The 19785-nt window shown below is 44.0% G+C and carries 20 protein-coding genes; 17 read left to right on the top strand and 3 right to left on the bottom strand.

Features of this window, described 5'->3' with window-relative positions; translation table 11 throughout:
- From QVP40_RS09235 to QVP40_RS09280, 11 genes are all read left to right on the top strand, one after another.
- Positions 1–1233, top strand: a 1233-nt coding sequence (locus tag QVP40_RS09235; RefSeq protein ID WP_288200440.1) for a Y-family DNA polymerase, incomplete at its 5' end; no start/stop codon positions are given.
- A 34-nt stretch (positions 1234–1267) separates the two neighbouring features.
- Positions 1268–1696 (top strand): hypothetical protein, encoded by a 429-nt coding sequence (locus tag QVP40_RS09240; protein WP_022068167.1) that lies wholly within the window; start codon positions 1268–1270, stop codon positions 1694–1696.
- A gap of 156 nt (positions 1697–1852) precedes the next feature.
- Positions 1853–2305, top strand: a complete 453-nt coding sequence (bcp, locus tag QVP40_RS09245) for a thioredoxin-dependent thiol peroxidase (protein ID WP_022068168.1) — start codon at positions 1853–1855, stop codon at positions 2303–2305.
- A 1-nt stretch (position 2306) separates the two neighbouring features.
- Positions 2307–3062, top strand: coding sequence for a peroxide stress protein YaaA (gene yaaA / locus QVP40_RS09250; RefSeq protein WP_022068169.1), 756 nt, complete (start codon positions 2307–2309; stop codon positions 3060–3062).
- A 426-nt stretch (positions 3063–3488) separates the two neighbouring features.
- A complete protein-coding gene (gene kdpF, locus QVP40_RS14000) occupies positions 3489–3566 on the top strand; it encodes a K(+)-transporting ATPase subunit F (RefSeq protein WP_178710095.1) in 78 nt (25 codons plus the stop codon).
- 72 nt (positions 3567–3638) lie between these two features.
- A complete protein-coding gene (locus tag QVP40_RS09255) occupies positions 3639–5372 on the top strand; it encodes a potassium-transporting ATPase subunit KdpA (protein ID WP_022068171.1) in 1734 nt (577 codons plus the stop codon).
- Positions 5373–5400: 28 nt separating this feature from the next.
- Positions 5401–7455, top strand: a complete 2055-nt coding sequence (kdpB, locus tag QVP40_RS09260) for a potassium-transporting ATPase subunit KdpB (protein ID WP_022068172.1) — start codon at positions 5401–5403, stop codon at positions 7453–7455.
- 12 nt (positions 7456–7467) lie between these two features.
- Positions 7468–8112: a potassium-transporting ATPase subunit KdpC gene (gene kdpC, locus QVP40_RS09265; RefSeq protein WP_022068173.1), complete on the top strand. Its 645-nt coding sequence runs from the start codon at positions 7468–7470 to the stop codon at positions 8110–8112.
- Positions 8113–8130: 18 nt separating this feature from the next.
- Complete coding sequence (locus QVP40_RS09270; protein ID WP_022068174.1) at positions 8131–10131, top strand: DUF4118 domain-containing protein; 2001 nt, start codon at positions 8131–8133, stop codon at positions 10129–10131.
- Between the two features lie 131 nt (positions 10132–10262).
- Positions 10263–11315, top strand: coding sequence for a DnaJ C-terminal domain-containing protein (locus QVP40_RS09275; RefSeq protein WP_022068175.1), 1053 nt, complete (start codon positions 10263–10265; stop codon positions 11313–11315).
- Between the two features lie 87 nt (positions 11316–11402).
- Positions 11403–11999 (top strand): rhomboid family intramembrane serine protease, encoded by a 597-nt coding sequence (locus QVP40_RS09280; RefSeq protein WP_138270137.1) that lies wholly within the window; start codon positions 11403–11405, stop codon positions 11997–11999.
- Here QVP40_RS09280 and QVP40_RS09285 read toward each other — a convergent pair.
- Positions 11978–12655 (bottom strand): sensor histidine kinase, encoded by a 678-nt coding sequence (locus tag QVP40_RS09285; protein WP_022068177.1) that lies wholly within the window; start codon positions 12653–12655, stop codon positions 11978–11980. The two genes, QVP40_RS09280 and QVP40_RS09285, sit on opposite strands and share 22 nt — an antisense overlap.
- Before the next feature lie 128 nt (positions 12656–12783).
- Here QVP40_RS09285 and QVP40_RS09290 point away from each other — a divergent pair, with 128 nt between their 5' ends.
- Together QVP40_RS09290 and QVP40_RS09295 are read left to right on the top strand one after the other, a co-directional pair.
- Positions 12784–13185, top strand: a complete 402-nt coding sequence (locus QVP40_RS09290; protein WP_022068178.1) for an HIT family protein — start codon at positions 12784–12786, stop codon at positions 13183–13185.
- A gap of 21 nt (positions 13186–13206) precedes the next feature.
- A complete protein-coding gene (locus QVP40_RS09295; RefSeq protein ID WP_022068179.1) occupies positions 13207–13740 on the top strand; it encodes an RNA polymerase sigma factor in 534 nt (177 codons plus the stop codon).
- Between the two features lie 12 nt (positions 13741–13752).
- Here QVP40_RS09295 and QVP40_RS09300 read toward each other — a convergent pair whose 3' ends face one another.
- Positions 13753–14823, bottom strand: coding sequence for an undecaprenyldiphospho-muramoylpentapeptide beta-N-acetylglucosaminyltransferase (locus QVP40_RS09300; RefSeq protein WP_022068180.1), 1071 nt, complete (start codon positions 14821–14823; stop codon positions 13753–13755).
- Positions 14824–14924: 101 nt separating this feature from the next.
- Here QVP40_RS09300 and QVP40_RS09305 point away from each other — a divergent pair, with 101 nt between their 5' ends.
- From QVP40_RS09305 to QVP40_RS09315, 3 genes are all read left to right on the top strand, one after another.
- Positions 14925–16229, top strand: coding sequence for a DUF4367 domain-containing protein (locus tag QVP40_RS09305; protein ID WP_022068181.1), 1305 nt, complete (start codon positions 14925–14927; stop codon positions 16227–16229).
- 88 nt (positions 16230–16317) lie between these two features.
- Complete coding sequence (locus QVP40_RS09310) at positions 16318–16773, top strand: DUF6147 family protein (protein ID WP_022068182.1); 456 nt, start codon at positions 16318–16320, stop codon at positions 16771–16773.
- 384 nt (positions 16774–17157) lie between these two features.
- Complete coding sequence (locus QVP40_RS09315; protein WP_022068183.1) at positions 17158–18774, top strand: MBL fold/beta-CASP domain-containing RNA metallo-hydrolase; 1617 nt, start codon at positions 17158–17160, stop codon at positions 18772–18774.
- A 65-nt stretch (positions 18775–18839) separates the two neighbouring features.
- On the opposite strand, the gene QVP40_RS09320 is transcribed toward QVP40_RS09315, so the two are convergent.
- Positions 18840–19082: a TIGR03905 family TSCPD domain-containing protein gene (locus QVP40_RS09320; RefSeq protein ID WP_022068184.1), complete on the bottom strand. Its 243-nt coding sequence runs from the start codon at positions 19080–19082 to the stop codon at positions 18840–18842.
- Between the two features lie 328 nt (positions 19083–19410).
- On the opposite strand from QVP40_RS09320, the gene mtnN reads away from it, so the two are divergent.
- On the top strand, positions 19411–19785 hold a 375-nt coding region (gene mtnN / locus QVP40_RS09325), incomplete at its 3' end, for a 5'-methylthioadenosine/S-adenosylhomocysteine nucleosidase (protein WP_288200441.1).

Genomic DNA, 19785 nt, shown 5'->3' on the forward strand with positions numbered 1-19785 from the left:
CTGGAAGCATACCCGGAGCTTGAGCTTACCTATATTACAGCTCCGCCAAGAATGGCATTTTATATGGATTACAGCACAAGGATCTACAATATTTATCTGAAATATATAGCGCCGGAGGATATGCATGTATACTCTATTGACGAGGTGTTTATTGACGCCACTCACTATCTGAAAACCTATGGTATGACTGCCCGTGAGCTTGCAATGACAATGATCCGGGACGTGCTGCAGTCAACAGGAATCACCGCTACTGCAGGGATCGGAACAAATCTTTATCTGTGTAAGGTCGCAATGGACATTGTGGCAAAGCATATAGAACCTGATGAAAATGGTGTCAGGATCGCCGAGCTGGATGAGATGTCCTACAGGAAGCTTTTGTGGGATCATCAGCCTCTTACAGATTTCTGGAGAGTGGGAAAAGGCTACGAAAAGAAACTCAGGGCCAACGGGATTTTTACCATGGGGGATGTGGCGCGCTGTTCTGTGGGAAAGCCGGAAGATTTTTATAATGAAGAGCTCCTTTATAAGCTTTTTGGAATTAATGCAGAGCTTCTGATCGATCATGCCTGGGGATGGGAACCCTGTACCATCCAGGATATAAAAAGTTACAGACCCTCCAGCAACAGTGTAGGCTCAGGTCAGGTTCTCACCTGCCCCTACAGCTTCGAAAAAACCAGACTGGTGATCCGGGAAATGGCAGATCTTCTGGCTTTGGATCTTGTTGACAAGCGTCTGGTAACAGACCAGCTGACCCTTACAGTGGGATATGATATTGAGAATCTGAAGAATCCGGGGAAAAAATACAGCGGGGAAGTAACCACAGACCGTTATGGAAGAAAAATCCCCAAACATGCGCACGGAACCATTAATCTAAAGCAGCAGACTTCTTCTGCAAAAAAAATCGTAACCGCTGTAATGGAGCTTTACGACAGGATCATGGACAGAGAGCTTCTGATAAGAAGAATGTATCTGGCAGCCAACAAAGTAGTTCCGGAGGAAATGATACAGGAAGAGGAAACTTTTGAACAGCTTGATCTCTTTACGGATTATGCGGCGCTGGAAAAGCAGAAGCAGCAGGAAGAGGCCGTGCTGGAGCGGGAACGCAAAATGCAGGAAGCCATGCTGGATATTAAGAAAAAATTCGGGAAGAATGCAATTTTGAAGGGAATGAATCTGCAGGAGGGCGCTACGGCCAGAGACAGAAATTCCCGGATCGGAGGTCATAAGGCTTAGGCGGCTCTCCGGTCTGATAAAAAGGAGGGCAGGAATGAAAAATTATTTTGGTGAAACACATAAATATGACGATATCATCAACCTTCCCCACCATGTGTCCGGGACACATCCTCAGATGCCGGTGGAGGACCGGGCAGCCCAGTTTGCTCCCTTTGCCGCACTGACCGGATATGGAGCGGCCATTAAGGAAACAGAAAGATATACAGAAAAGAGAATACAGCCGGATGAGGAGAGCGTGGAGATTTTAAACAGACGGCTTGAATTTATCCGGGAGCATATCAGTGAGAAGCCGGAGGTTACGGTCACATATTTTCAGCCCGACCTGAAAAAAGAAGGCGGAAAGTATATGACAGTCACTGGCACTGTAAAAAAGATCGACACGTTCAGACACCGGATGCTTCTGAAGGATGAAACAGAAATTCCTTTTGAAAATCTCTGGGAAATTGTTTTCCAGGAAAAATAAAAAGATTATCACATTGAAGATAAATCTGCCATCTGACAGTGGTTTTATCAGAAATTCCATCAGAAATTCATCTCTGGACGGAAAAATTCAGCCTTTACGGATGAGAGGATATTCTGTATACTATACTAAAAAGGTCAATAAAAGGAGGAAATACTTATGCTGGAAATTGGCACAAAAGCGCCGGCGTTTAAACTGCCGGATCAGAATGGAGAAATGCATACGCTTGAGGAATATAAAGGGAAAAAAGTGATTCTTTATTTTTATCCCAGAGATAATACACCGGGATGCACAAAGCAGGCATGCGGCTTTGGAAAGCTTTATCCTCAGTTTACAGAAAAAGGGGCGGTCGTTCTGGGGGTAAGTAAAGACAGCGTGGCATCCCATAAGAAATTTGAGACAAAATATGAGCTTCCGTTTACTTTGCTGTCAGATACAGAGCTTTCCTGTATTCAGGCATATGATGTGTGGAAAGAAAAGAATATGTACGGTAAAAAAACTATGGGTGTGGTCCGTACCACATATTTAATTGATGAGGAAGGCGTGATCGTGAAGGCCTTTGGAAAAGTGAAGGCTGCAGATAATCCGGCGCAGATGCTGGGAGAATTGTAAAATGAAGATTATCATATCTCCTGCGAAAAAAATGAACGTGGATACAGATACCTATCAGGTAACCGGGCTTCCGGTATTCCTTGAGGATACGAAGCTTCTGATGGATGAGATCAGAAGACTTACCTTTGAGCAGGCTAAGGAGCTGTGGAAATGTAATGATAAGCTGGCGCAGCTTAATTATGACCGTTTCAGGAGTATGGACGTAGAACGCTGCCTGACTCCGGCAGTTCTTACTTATGAAGGGCTTCAGTACCAGCATATGGCTCCGGAAATCTTTACAGATACAGCTCTTTCCTACATAGACAGACATTTACGGATCCTGTCGGGATTTTATGGAGTGCTGAAGCCTTTTGACGGGGTGACGCCCTATCGTCTGGAAATGCAGGCCAGATTGTCTGTAAAAGGAAAAAAGGATCTGTATGATTTCTGGGGAGACCGGCTGTACAGGGAACTGACAGAGGGAGACCGCCTGATTATAAATCTGGCCTCCAGAGAGTATTCAAAGGCTGTGGAAAAATACCTGGAGCCAAAGGATCGGTTTCTGACAGTGGAGTTTGGCCAGCTTAAGGACGGAAAGGTGAAACAGAAGGCAACTCTGGCAAAAATGGCTCGGGGAGAGGTGGTCCGGTTTATGGCAGAAAATAATGTCTGTGATCCGGAAGATATAAAAAATTTCCGGGCGCTGGGCTTCCGGTACAGTGAAGAACGGTCAGACAAAAATAAAATGGTATTTTTGGCGGAACAGGATAAGAAATAAGATGATCTTGACTTTTATGCAATAAGAATAAAGGACATATGATAGTTTTGTATATTCTGACATTGCAGGAAAACAGAATAATGTAATATTTCAGGACAGATACAGAGCCGCAGTGCTTATTGTATCTGTTTTTCTTTATGATAAATTAACATCCCTTGTCCGAAGTTTAATACCGACTTTATAAAAACTCGTATACAATGTCTGAGAACAGAAACAGGAGTTACTGTGAACAGTAACAAATAAGGAACTCTCAGGAGTATCCCTGTATGTGCGGAAAAAGATCACAGAGAGGAGAGGATTATTATGATGGATATTCTGATGATAGCGGTTCTTCTTGGCTGCTTTGGGCTTGTGAAGCTGTTCGCAGATTTCTGCGAATCACAGGTGAATCCAAAAGAAAAATAAGAGGAAAGGCGGAGTAAGATTATGATAGCATTGGGAGTCATCATTCTGGCACTTGGCATCTATCTGGTATATGCGCTGATATATCCGGAAAAGCTGTAAAAATTTACAGACCTGCTCAGAGAATGGCAGTTTTTAATTCAGGACAAAAGGGAGAGCAACAGGAGGAGAGAAATGTTACAGATCATTCTTACGCTGGCAATTTTCCTGATACTGGTAATTCCCATGGGAAAATACATGTATCACATTGCCACAGAACAGAAAACTTTTGCAGATAAAGTTTTTAATCCAATCGATCATTTGATATATAAAATCTGCGGTATCAAAAATGAGGATATGGGCTGGAAAAAATATGCCCTTACCCTGGTAACTGCAAATGCAGTGATGGTTTTTGTGGGATACCTGATCCTCAGGATTCAGAATCTTCTGTTTCTGAATCCAAACGGCATTGAAGGAATGGAATCAAGTCTTTCCTTTAATACGATCATCAGTTTTATGACAAACACCAACCTGCAGCATTATTCCGGTGAAAGCGGACTTTCCTATGCAGCGCAGATGTGCGTGATCATTTTTATGATGTTCACTTCAGCAGCCAGCGGCTATGCGGCATGCATGGCATTCTGCAGAGGGCTTTCCGGAAGAAAGCTGGGGAATTTTTACAGGGATATGGTAAGGATCACAACCAGGATCCTGATTCCGGTATCTTTTATAGTAGGTCTGATTCTGGTAAGTCAGGGAACACCTCAGACACTGATGCAGAATTTTACAGTAGAAACGATTGAAGGAAAATATCAGGATTTTGCAATGGGTCCGGTAGCGGCTCTTGAATCCATCAAGCATCTGGGAACAAACGGCGGCGGCTTCTTCGGCGCAAACTCAACCACACCATTTGAGAATCCTACAGTAATTTCAAATATTGTGGAGCTGCTTTCCATGATGATCCTTCCGGGAGCCTGCATCGTAACCTTTGGCCACATGCTTCATGACCGGAAGAAAAACAAAGTAAAGGCAGCAGCCGTGGCAGTGGCGCCTGCAAAGAAAAAAATTCTTATGGGACGTCAGGGCGCTGTAGTGTTTGGCGCAATGGCAGTCATCTTTATGATCGGACTTCTGTTATGCTACAACTCAGAGATGGCAGGAAATCCCGTGATCGCTGAAATGGGAATCGACCAGAGTGCAGGAAGCATGGAAGGAAAAGAGGTTCGTTTCGGAACTGCCCAGTCCTCCCTGTTTACTACAGTGACAACCTCCTTTACCACAGGTACGGTAAACAACATGCATGATACACTGACTCCTCTTGGGGGTCTGGTGCCAATGCTCCATATGATGCTGAACTGTGTGTTTGGCGGCAAGGGCGTAGGCCTTATGAACATGGTGATGTACGTGATCCTGGCAGTGTTTATCTGCGGTCTTATGGTTGGACGTACACCGGAATATCTGAATAAAAAAATCGAAGGAAAGGAAATGAAGTTGGTAGCTATCGTAATTCTGATCCACCCGCTTCTGATCCTTGGTTTTTCCGCACTGGCAGTTGCAGTTCCCGGAGGGCTGGATGGTATCACAAACCCATCCTTCCACGGACTGAGCCAGGTATTGTATGAATACACTTCCTCGGCAGCAAACAATGGTTCCGGTTTTGAGGGACTGGCTGACAACAGTGTATTCTGGAATGTGACAACAGGACTTGCAATGTTCTTTGGAAGATATATTGCCATTGTAGCTCAGCTTGCCATTGCCGGTTCTCTTCTGGCAAAGAGGAGAGTCAATGAATCCATTGGTACACTGAGAACTGACAATGTTGTATTTATGATCGTTCTTGTATTTATTGTATACATCTTTGCAGCACTGACCTTCTTCCCGGCTCTTGCACTGGGACCGATTGCGGAGCATCTGTCGCTGTGGATGTAGTAGATGCAGAAAAAAGGAGAAGAGAAACATGGCTAAGAAGGAAAAAACAAAATTCATTACTCCGGATATTCTGAAAACTTCTATTATTGGAGCATTCCAGAAACTGGATCCAAGATATATGATCAAAAATCCGGTAATGTTTGTTGTTGAGATTGGATTTATTATTACTTTGATTCTGACTTTCTTTCCTACAATGTTTGGAGGAAATGCAGAGTACAGAATTTATAATGGAATTGTAACAGTGATTCTTTTTGTGACGGTGCTGTTTGCAAACTTTGCAGAATCTGTTGCAGAGGGACGTGGAAAAGCCCAGGCGGCTTCTCTGAAAAAAACCAAACAGGACACAAAGGCGCGGGTACTTCTTTCGGGCGGACAGGAAAAAACAATCAATGCGTCTGAGCTGAAAAAAGGCGATATTGTTCTTGTAAAAATGGGAGAGGTAATCCCCAATGACGGCGAGGTTATTGAAGGAATCGCTTCTGTAGACGAATCTGCTATTACAGGAGAATCTGCTCCTGTAACAAGAGAAGCAGGCGGAGATTTTTCTTCTGTAACAGGTGGAACTACTGTAGTATCTGACTGGCTTAAAATAAAAATCGTTGCTGAACCTGGAGAATCTTTTCTGGATAAGATGATTTCTCTTGTAGAAGGTGCATCCAGACAGAAAACACCAAATGAGATTGCGCTGAACACGCTTCTGATCGTACTGACCCTGATCTTCCTGATCGTTGTGGTAACTCTTTATCCGTTTGCAAATTACCTTGGAGTGGAGATTCCGGTGTCATGGGCAATTGCTTTGATGGTATGTCTGATTCCAACTACTATTGGAGGACTTCTTTCTGCAATCGGTATTGCAGGTATGGATCGTGTTACCCGTTTCAATGTCATCGCAATGTCAGGTAAGGCTGTGGAAGCCTGCGGTGATGTGGATACCATGATACTTGACAAAACAGGAACCATTACTTTTGGTAACCGTCTTGCAGCAGAATTTTATCCGGTGGAAGGTGTGGATAAGAAAGATCTGATCAGATACAGTGTTCTGTCTTCTCTGCTTGACGGAACTCCGGAAGGAAAATCTACAATCGATCTGGGCAAAAAGATGGGATGTGATCCGGACAGTCTGAACACAGAAGGAATGGAATTTGTAGAATTTACCGCTCAGACAAAAATGAGCGGGGCTGACTGTAAAGATGGAACCATCATCAGAAAAGGCGCATACGAGGCAATTAAAACATTTGTACAGGAAAAGGGAGGAGAGATTCCTTCTGACCTGGAAGGCATTGTAACAGAAGTTTCCAACCTTGGCGGAACTCCTCTGGTTGTATGTGTAGATGCCAAAATTTACGGAGTTATTTATTTGAAGGATACCGTAAAACCGGGACTGGTAGAGAGATTTGAGCGTCTTCGTGAAATTGGTATCAAAACTATCATGTGTACCGGTGACAACCCTCTGACAGCGGCAACCATTGCAAAGGAAGCCGGAGTGGACGGATTTATTGCAGAGTGTCGTCCTGAGGACAAGATCACAGCCATTAAAAAAGAGCAGGCAGAAGGTAAGCTGGTAGCCATGACAGGTGATGGAACCAATGATGCTCCGGCTCTTGCTCAGGCAGATGTAGGTCTTGCCATGAACTCAGGAACCCAGGCGGCAAAGGAAGCCGCAAACATGGTGGATCTGGATTCTGACCCCACTAAGATCCTTGAGGTAGTGGAGATCGGAAAGCAGCTTCTGATCACAAGAGGATCTCTGACAACCTTCAGTATTGCCAATGATATTGCAAAATATTTTGCTATTATCCCGGCAATGTTTACACTGGTCCTGCCACAGATGCAGATTTTGAATATCATGCATCTGGCTACTCCGGCAAGCGCCATTCTTTCCGCACTGATCTTTAATGCGATCATTATTCCGGCGCTGATCCCCATTGCCATGAAGGGAGTCAAATATAAACCTATGAAAGCAGAAAGACTTCTTCTTAGAAATATGGGTGTGTATGGACTTGGCGGAATTATCGTCCCGTTTGTGGGAATCAAGCTGATAGATCTGATTGTAGCTCCAATGCTTGCAATGATTGGAATGTAGGAGGAATGTTTCATGAAAAAGTTTGGAAAAATGCTGGGAAAGGCATTTGTATTCTGTATAGTGATGATCGTGCTCTGTTCATTTGTCTATCCCCTCGCCCTGACAGGTGTGAGTCAGCTGACCATGAAGAATAATGCCAATGGAAATCTGATCGACAAAAATGGAGAACCGACCAATAATATAGAAGAAGCTGTGGGTTCCGAACTGGTAGGCCAGGATTTTACAGAGGATTATTTTTTCAGAGGAAGAGTTTCTTCTGTAAATTATAATACATACACAGAGGAGCAGAAAGAAAACGGCGAGTATACAGGCGTATCTTCAGGAAGCTTTAACTATGCGAACTCCAATCCTGAACTGGAAAAAAGAATTCAGGAAGATCTGGATGAGTTTCTGGAAACTCATCCCGGAGTAAAAAAAGAGGATATTCCTTCTGATCTTCTGACTGCTTCCGGTTCCGGACTTGATCCCCATATCAGCCCGGAGGCGGCGCAGGTTCAGGTTGCGGCAGTAGCTGAAAATTCCGGTCTTTCCGAGCAGGAAGTGCAGGACATTGTAAAAGAGAACACAGAGCATAAGGTACTTGGGATTTTTGGAGAAGAAAGAGTAAATGTGTTGAAATGCAACCTTGACATTGCAGGCGCAATGGGACTGATCTGACAGAAAGAAGAGGGTAAAATGGAAGATACAAGACCTGATTCAGAATATCTGTTAAAAAAGCTTCAGTATGAGGAAGAGCAGAAACTGAAAAAAAATAAGGGTAAGCTGAAAATTTTCCTGGGATATGCGGCAGGCTCCGGCAAAACCTATACCATGCTGGAAGCGGCTCATGAAGCAAAAAAACATAATACAGACGTGGTGGCCGGGTATATTGAACCTCATGACAGGCCGGATACACGCAGACAGGCGGAGGGGTTAGAAACCATTCCGCCTCTTGTGGTAGAATATAAAGGGGTAAAGCTCCGGGAGTTTGATCTTGACCGTGCTCTGGAGCGGAAACCTCAGCTGATTCTTGTAGATGAACTGGCTCACACCAATGCTCCCGGCTGCAGAAATGAGAAGCGGTATCAGGACGTAAAGGAGCTTTTGCGGGCAGGGATTGACGTTTATACCACCATTAACATTCAGCATCTGGAAAGCCTGAATGATCTGGTGGGCTCTATTACCCATATAGAAGTGCGGGAAAGGATTCCGGACAGTGTGTTTGACCACGCGGATCAGGTGGAGGTTATTGACATTGAACCGGAAGATCTTCTGGCTCGAATGAAAGAGGGGAAGATCTATAAGCCGGTGCAGGCGGAAAGAGCCATGAATAATTTCTTTAAACGGGAAAAACTTGCGGCTCTTCGAGAGATTACTCTGAGGCGTACGGCAGACCGTGTAAACCGTATCGCAGAGGAAGAACGGAATATTACCGGGGACATGGACTACCACACAGGAGAACATATTCTTGCCTGCATTTCCGCCGCGGAGTCAAGCGCAAAGGTCATCCGGTCAGCGGCCCGTCTTGCCTATGCCTTTCGCGGGCAGTTTACAGGACTTTACGTGGAAACACCTGCCATGCAGGAAGCTGATGAAAAGACGAAACAGGGTGTGCGGAGAAATATGGAGCTTGCCCGGGCTCTGGGAGCAAAAATCGTTACAGTGTATGGTTCTGATATTGGCAGCCAGGTTGCAGAATATGCAATGGTAAGCAATGTTTCTAAGGTGGTTCTTGGAAGGACAAACCACAGATTTTTTATGCGAAAGCCAATGGCGGAGGTACTGGAAAAATTGAACAGTATGGCTCCCAACATTGACGTATATATTATCCCGGATATGAAAAACAGAAAGGCTGCAGGAAAATACGGTCACAGAGAAGGCCGCAGAAAGGCAGAAAATGCAGGAATGCAGGCATTGTGGGAATTTGGACTGATCAATATAATTCTGGTTCTTACTACGATCGCAGCCTGGATTCTCCAGAAATTTCACCTTCCAGAATCCAATATCATTATGGTGTATATTCTGGGAGTGCTGCTGTCGTCCTACATATCTGACAAAAAAATCTATGCGGTTTATTCGTCCCTGTTCAGTGTGCTTGCCTTTAATTTTTTATTTACAGAACCGTACTTTTCTCTGAAGGCTTATGATAAAGGATATCCCACCACTTTTGCAATGCTGTTTATTGTGGGGCTTTTTACAGCGTCCCAGACAAGAAAGCTGAAGCTTCAGAACAAAGAAAGTGTAAAAAAGGCTTACCGGACAGAGATTCTTCTGGAAAACAGCCAGAAGCTCCGCCGATGCAAATCCGAAAAGGAGGTCTGGCAGCAGGCGGCGGCCCAGGTGGAAAAGCTTCTGGATCTGTCTCTTGTGATCTATCCGGTAAATAAAGACGGGCTTCTGGGAGAGGCAATGCTGTTTCCCCGTCAGGGAACAGAAAAAGCCAGTCTGGAACCTTTGCTGACTTCTCAGGAAAAAGCGGTGGCAAAATGGGTGGCAGCCAATCACCACCGGGCAGGAGCCTGTACACATACGCTTCCAACAGCCAGAGGCATGTACCTTCCGGTTCAGGATGAGGAGCAGGTGAAAGGTGTCGTTGGCATTTTTCTGGAAGAACGAAGGCAGATCCAGGAGTTCAAGTACGGACTTCTCATTGCTATGCTCAATGAAACAGGAGTAAAACTGAAGGATCGGTTTTGAGTATTTTCACATAGTTCTTGACAAGTGAAAAGACTGGTGTTATATTATATATAGAACAAAGAGACAGGGGGATGCAGCAATAACTTGCCGGCATCTCCTTTTTGCAGGACTTGTGAACCGGAGGTGGCATAATGGCGAAAAGAGACTATTATGAGGTCCTTGGAGTGGGCAGAAATGCTGATGAAAAGGAAATCAAAAGAGCATACAGAAAACTTGCCAAGCAGTATCATCCGGATATGAACCCGGGAGATAAGAAGGCAGAACAGAAATTTAAAGAAATCACAGAGGCCTATAATGTTCTCAGTGATACGGAAAAGAAGAAATTATACGATCAGTTTGGATTCGCTGCATTTGAGGAAGGCTTTTCGGCAGAAAATGCAGGGGGATTTTCTGGGCGTGGAAATGGCTTCGGAGGCTTTGATTTCGGCCGGGACGGAAACGGCGCTTATCGGGAATATCATTTTGAAAACGGTAACATGGATGATATTTTTGGGGATATCTTCGGCGATATGTTTCATGGTCAGGGCGGACGCACCGGAAGAGGCCGGGCAGGCTTCGGAAGCGGTTTTTCCGGAAATTCCGGCTTCCGGGGGTATCAGGACTTCGGAGGCAGACAGGGTACAGGACGGGGCAGCGACCTGCGCTCAGAGGTCAGTGTCAGCTTTAAAGAAGCTGTGTTCGGATGTGACAGAATGCTGCAGCTTTCTGATCCAAATGGAAAAGCCCAGAAGCTTCAGGTGCATATTCCGGCAGGAATTGAGGATGGAAAGAGCATTCGCCTGAAGGGGAAGGGAAATCCCGGATACGGAGGCGGAGCATCAGGCGATCTTTTTTTGAAGGTTCATGTGGAACCGGAAACCGGATGGGAGAGAAAAGGTCAGGATATTTATACGATAGCAGAAATTCCTTTTATGACAGCAGTGCTGGGAGGAGAAGCGAAATTTTCTACTTTGTACGGAGATGTGATGTGCAGGATTCCGGCCGGAACTCAGTGCGGCGGAAAAATCAGGCTGAGAGGAAAAGGGGTTCCTTCCATGCAGAATCCTTCTGTAAAAGGCAACCAGTATGTGACCATACAGATCCAGGTGCCAAAGGCGGTAAGCAGAGAGGCGGCTCAGAAACTGAAAGAATACGGAATGGCAATGGACAGAAGCTGTTCAGGCAGACGGGGAAGCGCAGTATAAAGCGCTTCCTTTTTCGTCTGCATACAAAAGATTTTTGGGATACCTTGATAACAGAAATGAAATCGCTTATAATTTGGCAAAGAGGTGATGTGTTTGGAAGAATTTCGGAAGGAACCTGCAACGCTTACATTGATCATTATAAATATTGTAGTGTTTCTTATGGTGGAATTTACGGGACTTTCCCAGGATACGCTTCATATGCTGGACTGGGGAGCAGCCTATACGCCGCTGATCGTAGAAAAAGGGGAAGTTTATCGTCTGTTTACCAGTATGTTTCTTCATTTTGGGATTGAACATCTGATCAATAATATGCTGGTACTTTTTGTTCTGGGAAGCCGTCTGGAAAGAGTGATCGGAAAGCTGCGTTTTATCGTGATTTATCTGGCTGGAGGCATGACGGGAAGTGTACTTTCTCTTGTCTGGGATTTAAGACAGGGGGAATATGCAGTATCGGCAGGAGCCTCCGGCGCAGTTTTTGCGGTAATGGGAGCTATGATTTATGTGGTGATACGAAATAAAGGACGCCTGGAGGATCTGTCTGTGCGTCAGATTCTTGTTATGGCCGTCTTTTCTCTGTATTTTGGATTCGCCAGCAGCGGCGTGGATAACGCCGCGCATACAGGGGGACTTGCAGCAGGCTTTCTGCTGGCGGTTTTTTGTTATCACAGGCGGAAAAAGATCTGAAATTCAGTGCCTTTACCCGGTACGCTTCGAACCTTCAGACTGCCTCCGTGCGCCTCAATGATCTGGCGGGTGACAGGAAGCCCAAGTCCCGTTCCTGTGGGCTTGTAGGTAACGAAGGGATTGAATACATTTTTTATCTGGCTGTCTGTCATTCCGCATCCGTTGTCACGGACGGAAATACAGATGCCGTCAGTAACAGCGGCTGCCGTAACAGAGATAACGCCGTGAGAGTGCTGAATGGATTCCTGGGCATTTCTGAGAAGGTTCAGAAGCGCCTGATGGATTTTTGTCTGGTCCAGACAAAGAAGGGGAAGGGTCTGGGGAATATCTGTTTCCAGAGTGATTCCAAGGTAGTCCAGCGCAGGGCGGAAAGAGCGGATAATACTTTTTAAAAGGAGGGTAATATCTGTCTGTACAGGGGAAAGATGCTCTGCGTTGTTGTAACGGGACAGTTCATTCAGCAGCTCCCGGATATATTCCAGATTTTCCATGATACCGTACCAGCCGTCATAAGAATTCAGTTCCGGATGAGCGGAAGCGAGCATCTGGAGTTCACTCTGAATCAATGCTACCGGATTACGTATTTCATGGGTAAATTTTGATAAAGTCATTTGCAGCTCTTTTTTCTGCTGTTCTAAAGTTAAATTTTCCTGCATAATCTGTCACCTCGTTTGCAGTGTACCATTCCGGCCTGTTTCGGGCAAGAAATTTCATGTTGAAAAAATCGACAAAGTACGAGAGAATAGAAGAAACAATATTTCATAATTCAAAGGAGGAGTATATTATGGAAAACTGTATTTTTTGTAAAATCGCAAATGGTGAAATTCCCTCTGCAACGTTGTATGAGGATGAAGAATTTCGGGTGATCCTCGATCTGGGTCCGGCAAGTAAAGGACACGCTCTGATTCTGCCAAAAGTTCATGCGGCAAATATTTATGAGCTTCCGGATGCAACAGCAGGAAAAGCCATGATCCTGGCAAAGCATATGGCAGAGAAACTGACAAATGCACTGGAATGTGACGGATTTAATATTGTGCAGAACAATGGAGAGATAGCAGGACAGACAGTATTTCACTTTCATATGCATTTGATCCCGAGATATCAGGGAGACGGTGTAGAGCTTACCTGGAAGCCGGGCAGCCTCACTGATGAGGACAGAGATGAGATTCTGGCAAAACTGAAATAGGAATCAGGTATTGTACAAAAGATGAAAAACGAGGATTTTAATGATATTTATAGGAAATACCATAGATTCTCTGTAAAAAGCGCTTACAGGCTTGTAAAGGACAGAATGCTGGCAGAAGATATCAGTCAGGAAGTGTTTTATCATCTCTATGAGATTATGGATACTCTGGATCTCGGTAATGAAGAAAAACTGAGAGCGCTGATATTTATAGCAACTGTCAATAAAACAAAAGATTATTTTAAGAAACCATGGAAAAGGCAGGAACATGTTGCTCTGGAGGACTGGAAACGCAGAAAGCCTTCTGAGGAGAAAATGGATCCTGAAAAGATCATGCTGAACCGGGAAGAGATCGAGTACAGAAAACAGGTGCTGCTCAAACTTCGCAAGGTAAATCCTGTAAATTATAATATTCTGGTTATGGTGAAATATTTTGGGATTTCTCCGGATTCTGTGGCAGAGGAGTACGGTATCACAAGAAACAATGTGAATAACCGTATCCTCCGGACAAGAAAATGGATGAAAGCAGAGCTTGAAAAGCTGCACAAAAGACATTAAACAATTATTGGACTATCTGGATCCTGCACATTCTTCAATCATGGAAACGATATGGTGAATGGAATCCATCTGGCTGCCTGCCGACATTGCCTGTTCATATTTATGACGGTCGGCATACAGATTTCGGATCACTGACAGAAGCTTTTCGTCAGTGATCTCTTCCTCTTCAAGAACCATACTGTAGCCCTGACGTTCAAAGGAACGGGCGTTAAGAATCTGATCGCCTCTGCTGGCATTGGCGGAAAGCGGAATCAGAAGGTTTGGCTTATGAAGAGCGCTGATCTCGCAGATGGCATTGGCTCCGGCTCTGGAAATTACAATATCAGCCAGGGCAAAAAGATCAGAAAGCTCTTTTTTGATATATTCAAACTGGACATATCCTTCTGTTCCTTTCAGTGATTCGTCTGTTTTGCCTTTTCCGCAGAGGTGGATCACCTGGAATTCCTTCAGAAGCTCAGGAAGAATGTTGCGGATGTGTTCATTTACTGACGCGGCTCCAAGACTTCCTCCGATCACCATCAGCACAGGTTTATCTGAAGTAAAACCACAGAAAAGGCGTCCGGCTTCTTTATCTCCGCTGAGAAGCTCTTCGCGGATAGGAGTTCCGGTAAGAACTGCTTTTTCCTGAGGAAGACTTTTTACTGTTTCCGGGAAATTACAGCATATTTTTGAGGCGGAAGAAAGACAGAGCTTATTGGCAAGTCCGGGAGTCATATCGGACTCGTGGATGATCGCCGGGATTTTGCGCTTCTTTGCAGCGATCACAACAGGAACAGTCACAAAGCCGCCTTTGGAAAATACCACATCCGGTTTCAGTTGCTTCAGCAGTTTTTTCGCCTCATGAAAGCCCTTTAATACACGGAAGGGATCTGTGAAATTTTTTACATCAAAGTAACGTCTTAATTTTCCGGAAGAAATACCGTAATAGGGAATACCAAGCTCTTGGATCAGCTTTTTTTCGATTCCGTCATAGGAACCAATATAGGAAATCTGGTATCCGGCTTCTTTGAGAGCAGGAATAAGAGCGATGTTTGGAGTAACATGTCCGGCAGTACCTCCGCCGGTAAGTACAATATGTTTCATAGGGGATTCCTCCTGAATAAATCTTTTTGTTACCAATAAATATGAACCAATGGGAAAGAATTGTCAAGAACACAAAATTTTATTGCAGAAGGCAATCCAGAATGAAATTCATCCGGTTAGAGGGAACGGTAGAGATAATGAAGATCAGTTGGTTAGAGGGAACAAGAAGAGAGAACGAAGAACATCCGGTTAGAGGGAACAGAAGAGCGAATGAACACCAGCTGGTTAGAGGAAACAGAAGAGATAATGAAAATCAGTCGATTATCGGGGACAGCATAGAGAATGAAGAACATCCGATTAGCGGGAACAGAAGAGATAATGAAGACTGGCCGGTTAGAGGGAGCAGTAACAGAGACAAAATTCCGTTGGTTTCTGAAAATAGCCATGGGGCAGTTCAGAGAAATTATGGAGAGCAGGGAAATCAATACAAATGTCTGAGAATACAGCACTGGGAGAAAACCATGGAAAATAAAGATAAAAGGAATGGAAAACAACAGAATAATCAGGCATCAGACAGAGAAAAAAAGGTATTTTTAGATGAGCAGTATGTGAAAACAGCTGCGCAGATGGAACGGGAACTTTTTGCAGACAAAGATTTTGAAGACTATGAGCCTGAGGACAGTGAAGCAGAAGCCCGTTCATATGAAAAACTGGTCAACAGACTGAGGAAAGAGGGGGTATACAGAGAAGAGTTTGCGGATATGGCAGAGTTTCCAGGCATAGAAAAGGCGGATGCAGAAGAAGCCATGGATGGAAAAGTTGAAGTTATAAAAGCTGAAGATATAAAAGCTCCACAGGTTCCTTCTTCCGGCAGAAAAAAATATGCCAGGGTACATGTGGGAAAAGTGGCTGGTGTTGCGCTTCTGTGCTGCGCCTGTATATTTGCAGCCAGTATGACAAGCCAGGCAAACAGAAATTATCTAGTGAAGAGTGTAAGATATCTGGCAGGTGATGATACGAGAATTATTGTAGGAAATAGTGATCAGAATGAGAATGTAGAAATGGCAGAGTATGAAGCTGTGGAAGAAATTGAAAAACAGCTGGGAGTAGAAATGCCGGAATTTTACTACAGACCAAATGGGTTTGAGTTTGTGAGCTATGAGGTGAACCAATTTGCCGATATAGCTTTTATAGAATACAAATATGAGGAAAATATAATATTATTTTATATAGATAAACAGAGTGGGGATACAGCTAGTCAAACTGAAAGTTTAAGCGGTACACGAGAATTAATAAAATCCATTGATGTAGGAGATAATAAGATTTCTATTGAAAAAAATAAGGAACCTGGAGATAAAATACCTAGTTATACAGCATCATGGAAACAAGACAATGTGTTTTTTAATATATCAGGTAAGATAGAAAAAGACGAATTAATAAAAATAATGGAAAATATTGTATATTAAGAGTGATTTTTAGAAATTTATATCGTATATATTATGTAAAGGTTGGTTGCAGAGGAGAGGAGGGATAAGAATCAGTAGATGGAAACGAATGCTGGGGATTGGTTTAGTGGCTGGAATCCTTGCATTAGGAAATATAACTATGGTTTCTGCTCAACCGCTTAGTATCCTGGATGAGATTGAAACCACAGCAGATTATGCGGAAGATACAAGCTTCAGCCTGATTAGAGGAAACCATTTAAACCAGGGAAATGTAAAAATTCAGAGACTGTCCAGTAATGAAATTGCTATTCATGGTTTAACACAGTGCCATCATGCTTGTGATACAGTATATTTGTATTTGTACCTCGAACGTAAGGTGAATGGCAGTTATGGAACCTATAAGTATTGGCGGTTTGAAACAGATGATGCAACAAGCCTCAGTAGAGGAATAAATGTTATTGTCCCCAGCGGTACTTATTATCGTGTGCGCGGCTATCATGCTGCCAAGGACGGAACTACGAAAGAGTCAACATCTACGCTTACTCAGGGCATACTGATTAAGTAATCATGCGGATTTCCGGGGTATAAGGGACGATACTTCTGGAAAGAAACAAATTTTTGGACATACAAAACGAAAACTGAATAGCGGAGCATGGGTGCAGACTGCCGGATGTACAGAAAAAAGAACTGTCAACCGCCATTACCATCAGGCAGCGCGAAATGCTCGCATTAGTAACTGGTAAACAATGAGATTACGACAAAACATTTGTTAGACGTGTAAAAAATAACTCGTCAACGAATACGACAAACCTTTGAGGGCAGGGCAGGATCTGAGTATTCTGTCCTGTCTTCTTTTTGAAAAACAACTGTTAAAATCACGGAGAATCGTGTATAATAATTATAAAATATTCCAATTTAATAAAGATTGTCTGACAAAGGGGGCTTGCATATGAAGATTACATTTATCGGTGCAACGCACGAAGTGACAGGAAGCTGCTACTATCTGGAAGCAGCGGGAAAAAAGTTTCTGGTAGACTGCGGTATGGAGCAGGGGCCGGATTATTATGAAAACAGGGATATTCCGGGAAATCCTGCTGATATTGATTTTGTGTTGCTGACCCATGCTCATATGGATCATTCCGGTAATCTTCCTGCAATTTATGCCAAAGGCTTTCAGGGACCGGTTTATGCCACAGATGCCACCTGCAATCTTTGCGACATTATGCTTCGCGACAGCGCTCATATACAGATGTTTGAGGCTGAGTGGAGAAACCGTAAGGGACGCCGCCAGGGCAAGCCGGAATTTATTCCCGCGTATACTATGGAAGATGCAATGGGAGTGATCCGGAATTTTATTTCCTGTCCTTATGAAAAAACAGTGAAGCCTGCAGAGGGAATTGAGGTACGGTTTGTAGATGCGGGGCATCTTCTGGGATCGGCAAGTATTGAGATTACGATCACAGAAGGGGACACAAAGAAAAAAATTGTTTTTTCCGGGGATATTGGAAATACAAATCAACCGTTGATCAAAGATCCTACCTGGCTTCACGAGGCAGATTATGTAGTCATGGAATCCACTTATGGTGACAGAAGCCATGGAGACAGACCGGACTATGTAGGTCTTCTCAGTGAGGTTATTCAGAGAACCTTTGACAGGGGAGGAAATCTGGTGATTCCTTCTTTTGCTGTAGGGCGTACACAGGAAATGCTGTATTTTATCCGGCAGATCAAAGAAGAGGGAAGAGTGAAGGGCCACGGGAACTTTAAGGTATATGTGGACAGCCCGCTGGCAAACGAAGCAACAACGATCTTTGGGGAACACAGATATGACTGTTTTGATGAGGAGGCCGTTGCCCTGACCAGAAAGGGAATTAACCCGTTAAGCTTTCCGGGGCTGAAAACTTCTGTTACCAGTGATGATTCCCGGGCAATCAACTTTGACGAGGACTGCAAGGTGATCATATCCGCAAGCGGAATGTGCGACGCCGGCCGTATCAAGCATCATCTGAAGCATAATCTATGGAATAAAAAGAATACGATTCTTTTTGTGGGATATCAGGCAGTGGGAACACTGGGAAGAGCTCTTCTGGAAGGAGCAACAGAGGTGAAGCTGTTTGGAGAGGAAATCCATGTGGAGGCAGAAATCTGTCAGATGCCGGGAATCAGTGGTCATGCAGATGTGAACGGTCTTCTTGACTGGATCGGAGCCTTTGAAGGCAAACCTCAGAAGGTATTTGTAACTCACGGAGATGATACGGTTACGGAACTTTTTGCCGACAGGCTCAGGGAAGAAAAAGGACTGGATGCAGTGGCGCCTTTCAGCGGAACAGTTTATGATCTGAAGGATAATGTATGCATTTATGAGACAACGGGAGTGAAGCTTGAAAGAATACACATTTCCTCCAGAAGCAGTAAAGCGGCCAGAGCCTTTGAAAAACTGGTTGCAATGGGTCAGAGGCTTCTGTCTGTTATTAAAAAGAATGAGGGATGTCCAAATAAAGATCTGGATCGTTTTGCCAGAGAAATCCAGTCCCTTTGTGATAAATGGGACAGAAAAGACGGATAACAGAAAAACGGCTGCGGAATCCTGATGGGATTCTGCAGCCGCTTTTATCTTCTGTTGCAAATAAATCAGGCCAGAGCTTCTTTTAAAGCTTTTGATAACTGATCCGGGCAGGATGTAGGACGTACACCGCAGCGGATTCCCTCAAGGCGGCGGATCGCTTCCTCTGCCTCCATGCCTTCTACAAGACGGGCAACGCCCTGAGTATTTCCGGAGCAGCCGCCCTGGAATTTTACATTGTGTATTTTTTTCTGGTCGTCCAGTTCAAATTCAATGGCGCTGGAGCATACGCCGCTTGTTTTGTATCTCATTTGTTTTCCTCCTGATGTGATTGGATTTTAAGTACTGTTCATTTGGAAATATCACGCCTGATGTAATCCGGCATGCTGATGTGAACAGCAACAGTTTTCTGTAACACATTATAGCAGAATTTAAAAAAAGTTTCCATATAAACGAAACTTTTGTTATAATGTATCATGAATAAGCAGGTTACGGCTTACGACCGCGTCCTGCCAGGTATTTTGGCATATATCCAAATACCGGAATATACAGATCAAAATGCCATTGCCGATGATTCGGAATGCATTTTGCTTAAACTGATAAAACAGGTTACAGACCATAAGACAGGAGAATTTTGTTATGAGATGTATTGGAATTATAGGAGCAATGAGCGATGAGGTTGCAGGACTGAAGGCTCTTATGCAGGATACACAGATTATAAGAAAGGCTTCCATGGAGTTTTACTCAGGAATCCTGGAAGGAAAAAAAGTAGTTGTTGTACAGTCCGGCATCGGAAAAGTTAATGCAGCTGTCTGTACACAGATCCTGATCGATGATTTTCAGGCAGAGGTTGTGATCAACACAGGAATTGCAGGAAGTCTGAATAATGAGATTAATATTGGAGACATTGTAGTTTCTACCGATCTGGTTCATCATGATGTGGATGCAGGCGCTTTTGGATATAAAAAAGGACAGGTTCCGGATATGGACGTATTTTCTTTTGGAAGCGACGAC

This window comes from Blautia sp. CAG:257, assembly GCF_000433815.1.
GTDB lineage: Bacteria > Bacillota > Clostridia > Lachnospirales > Lachnospiraceae > Blautia_A > Blautia_A caecimuris.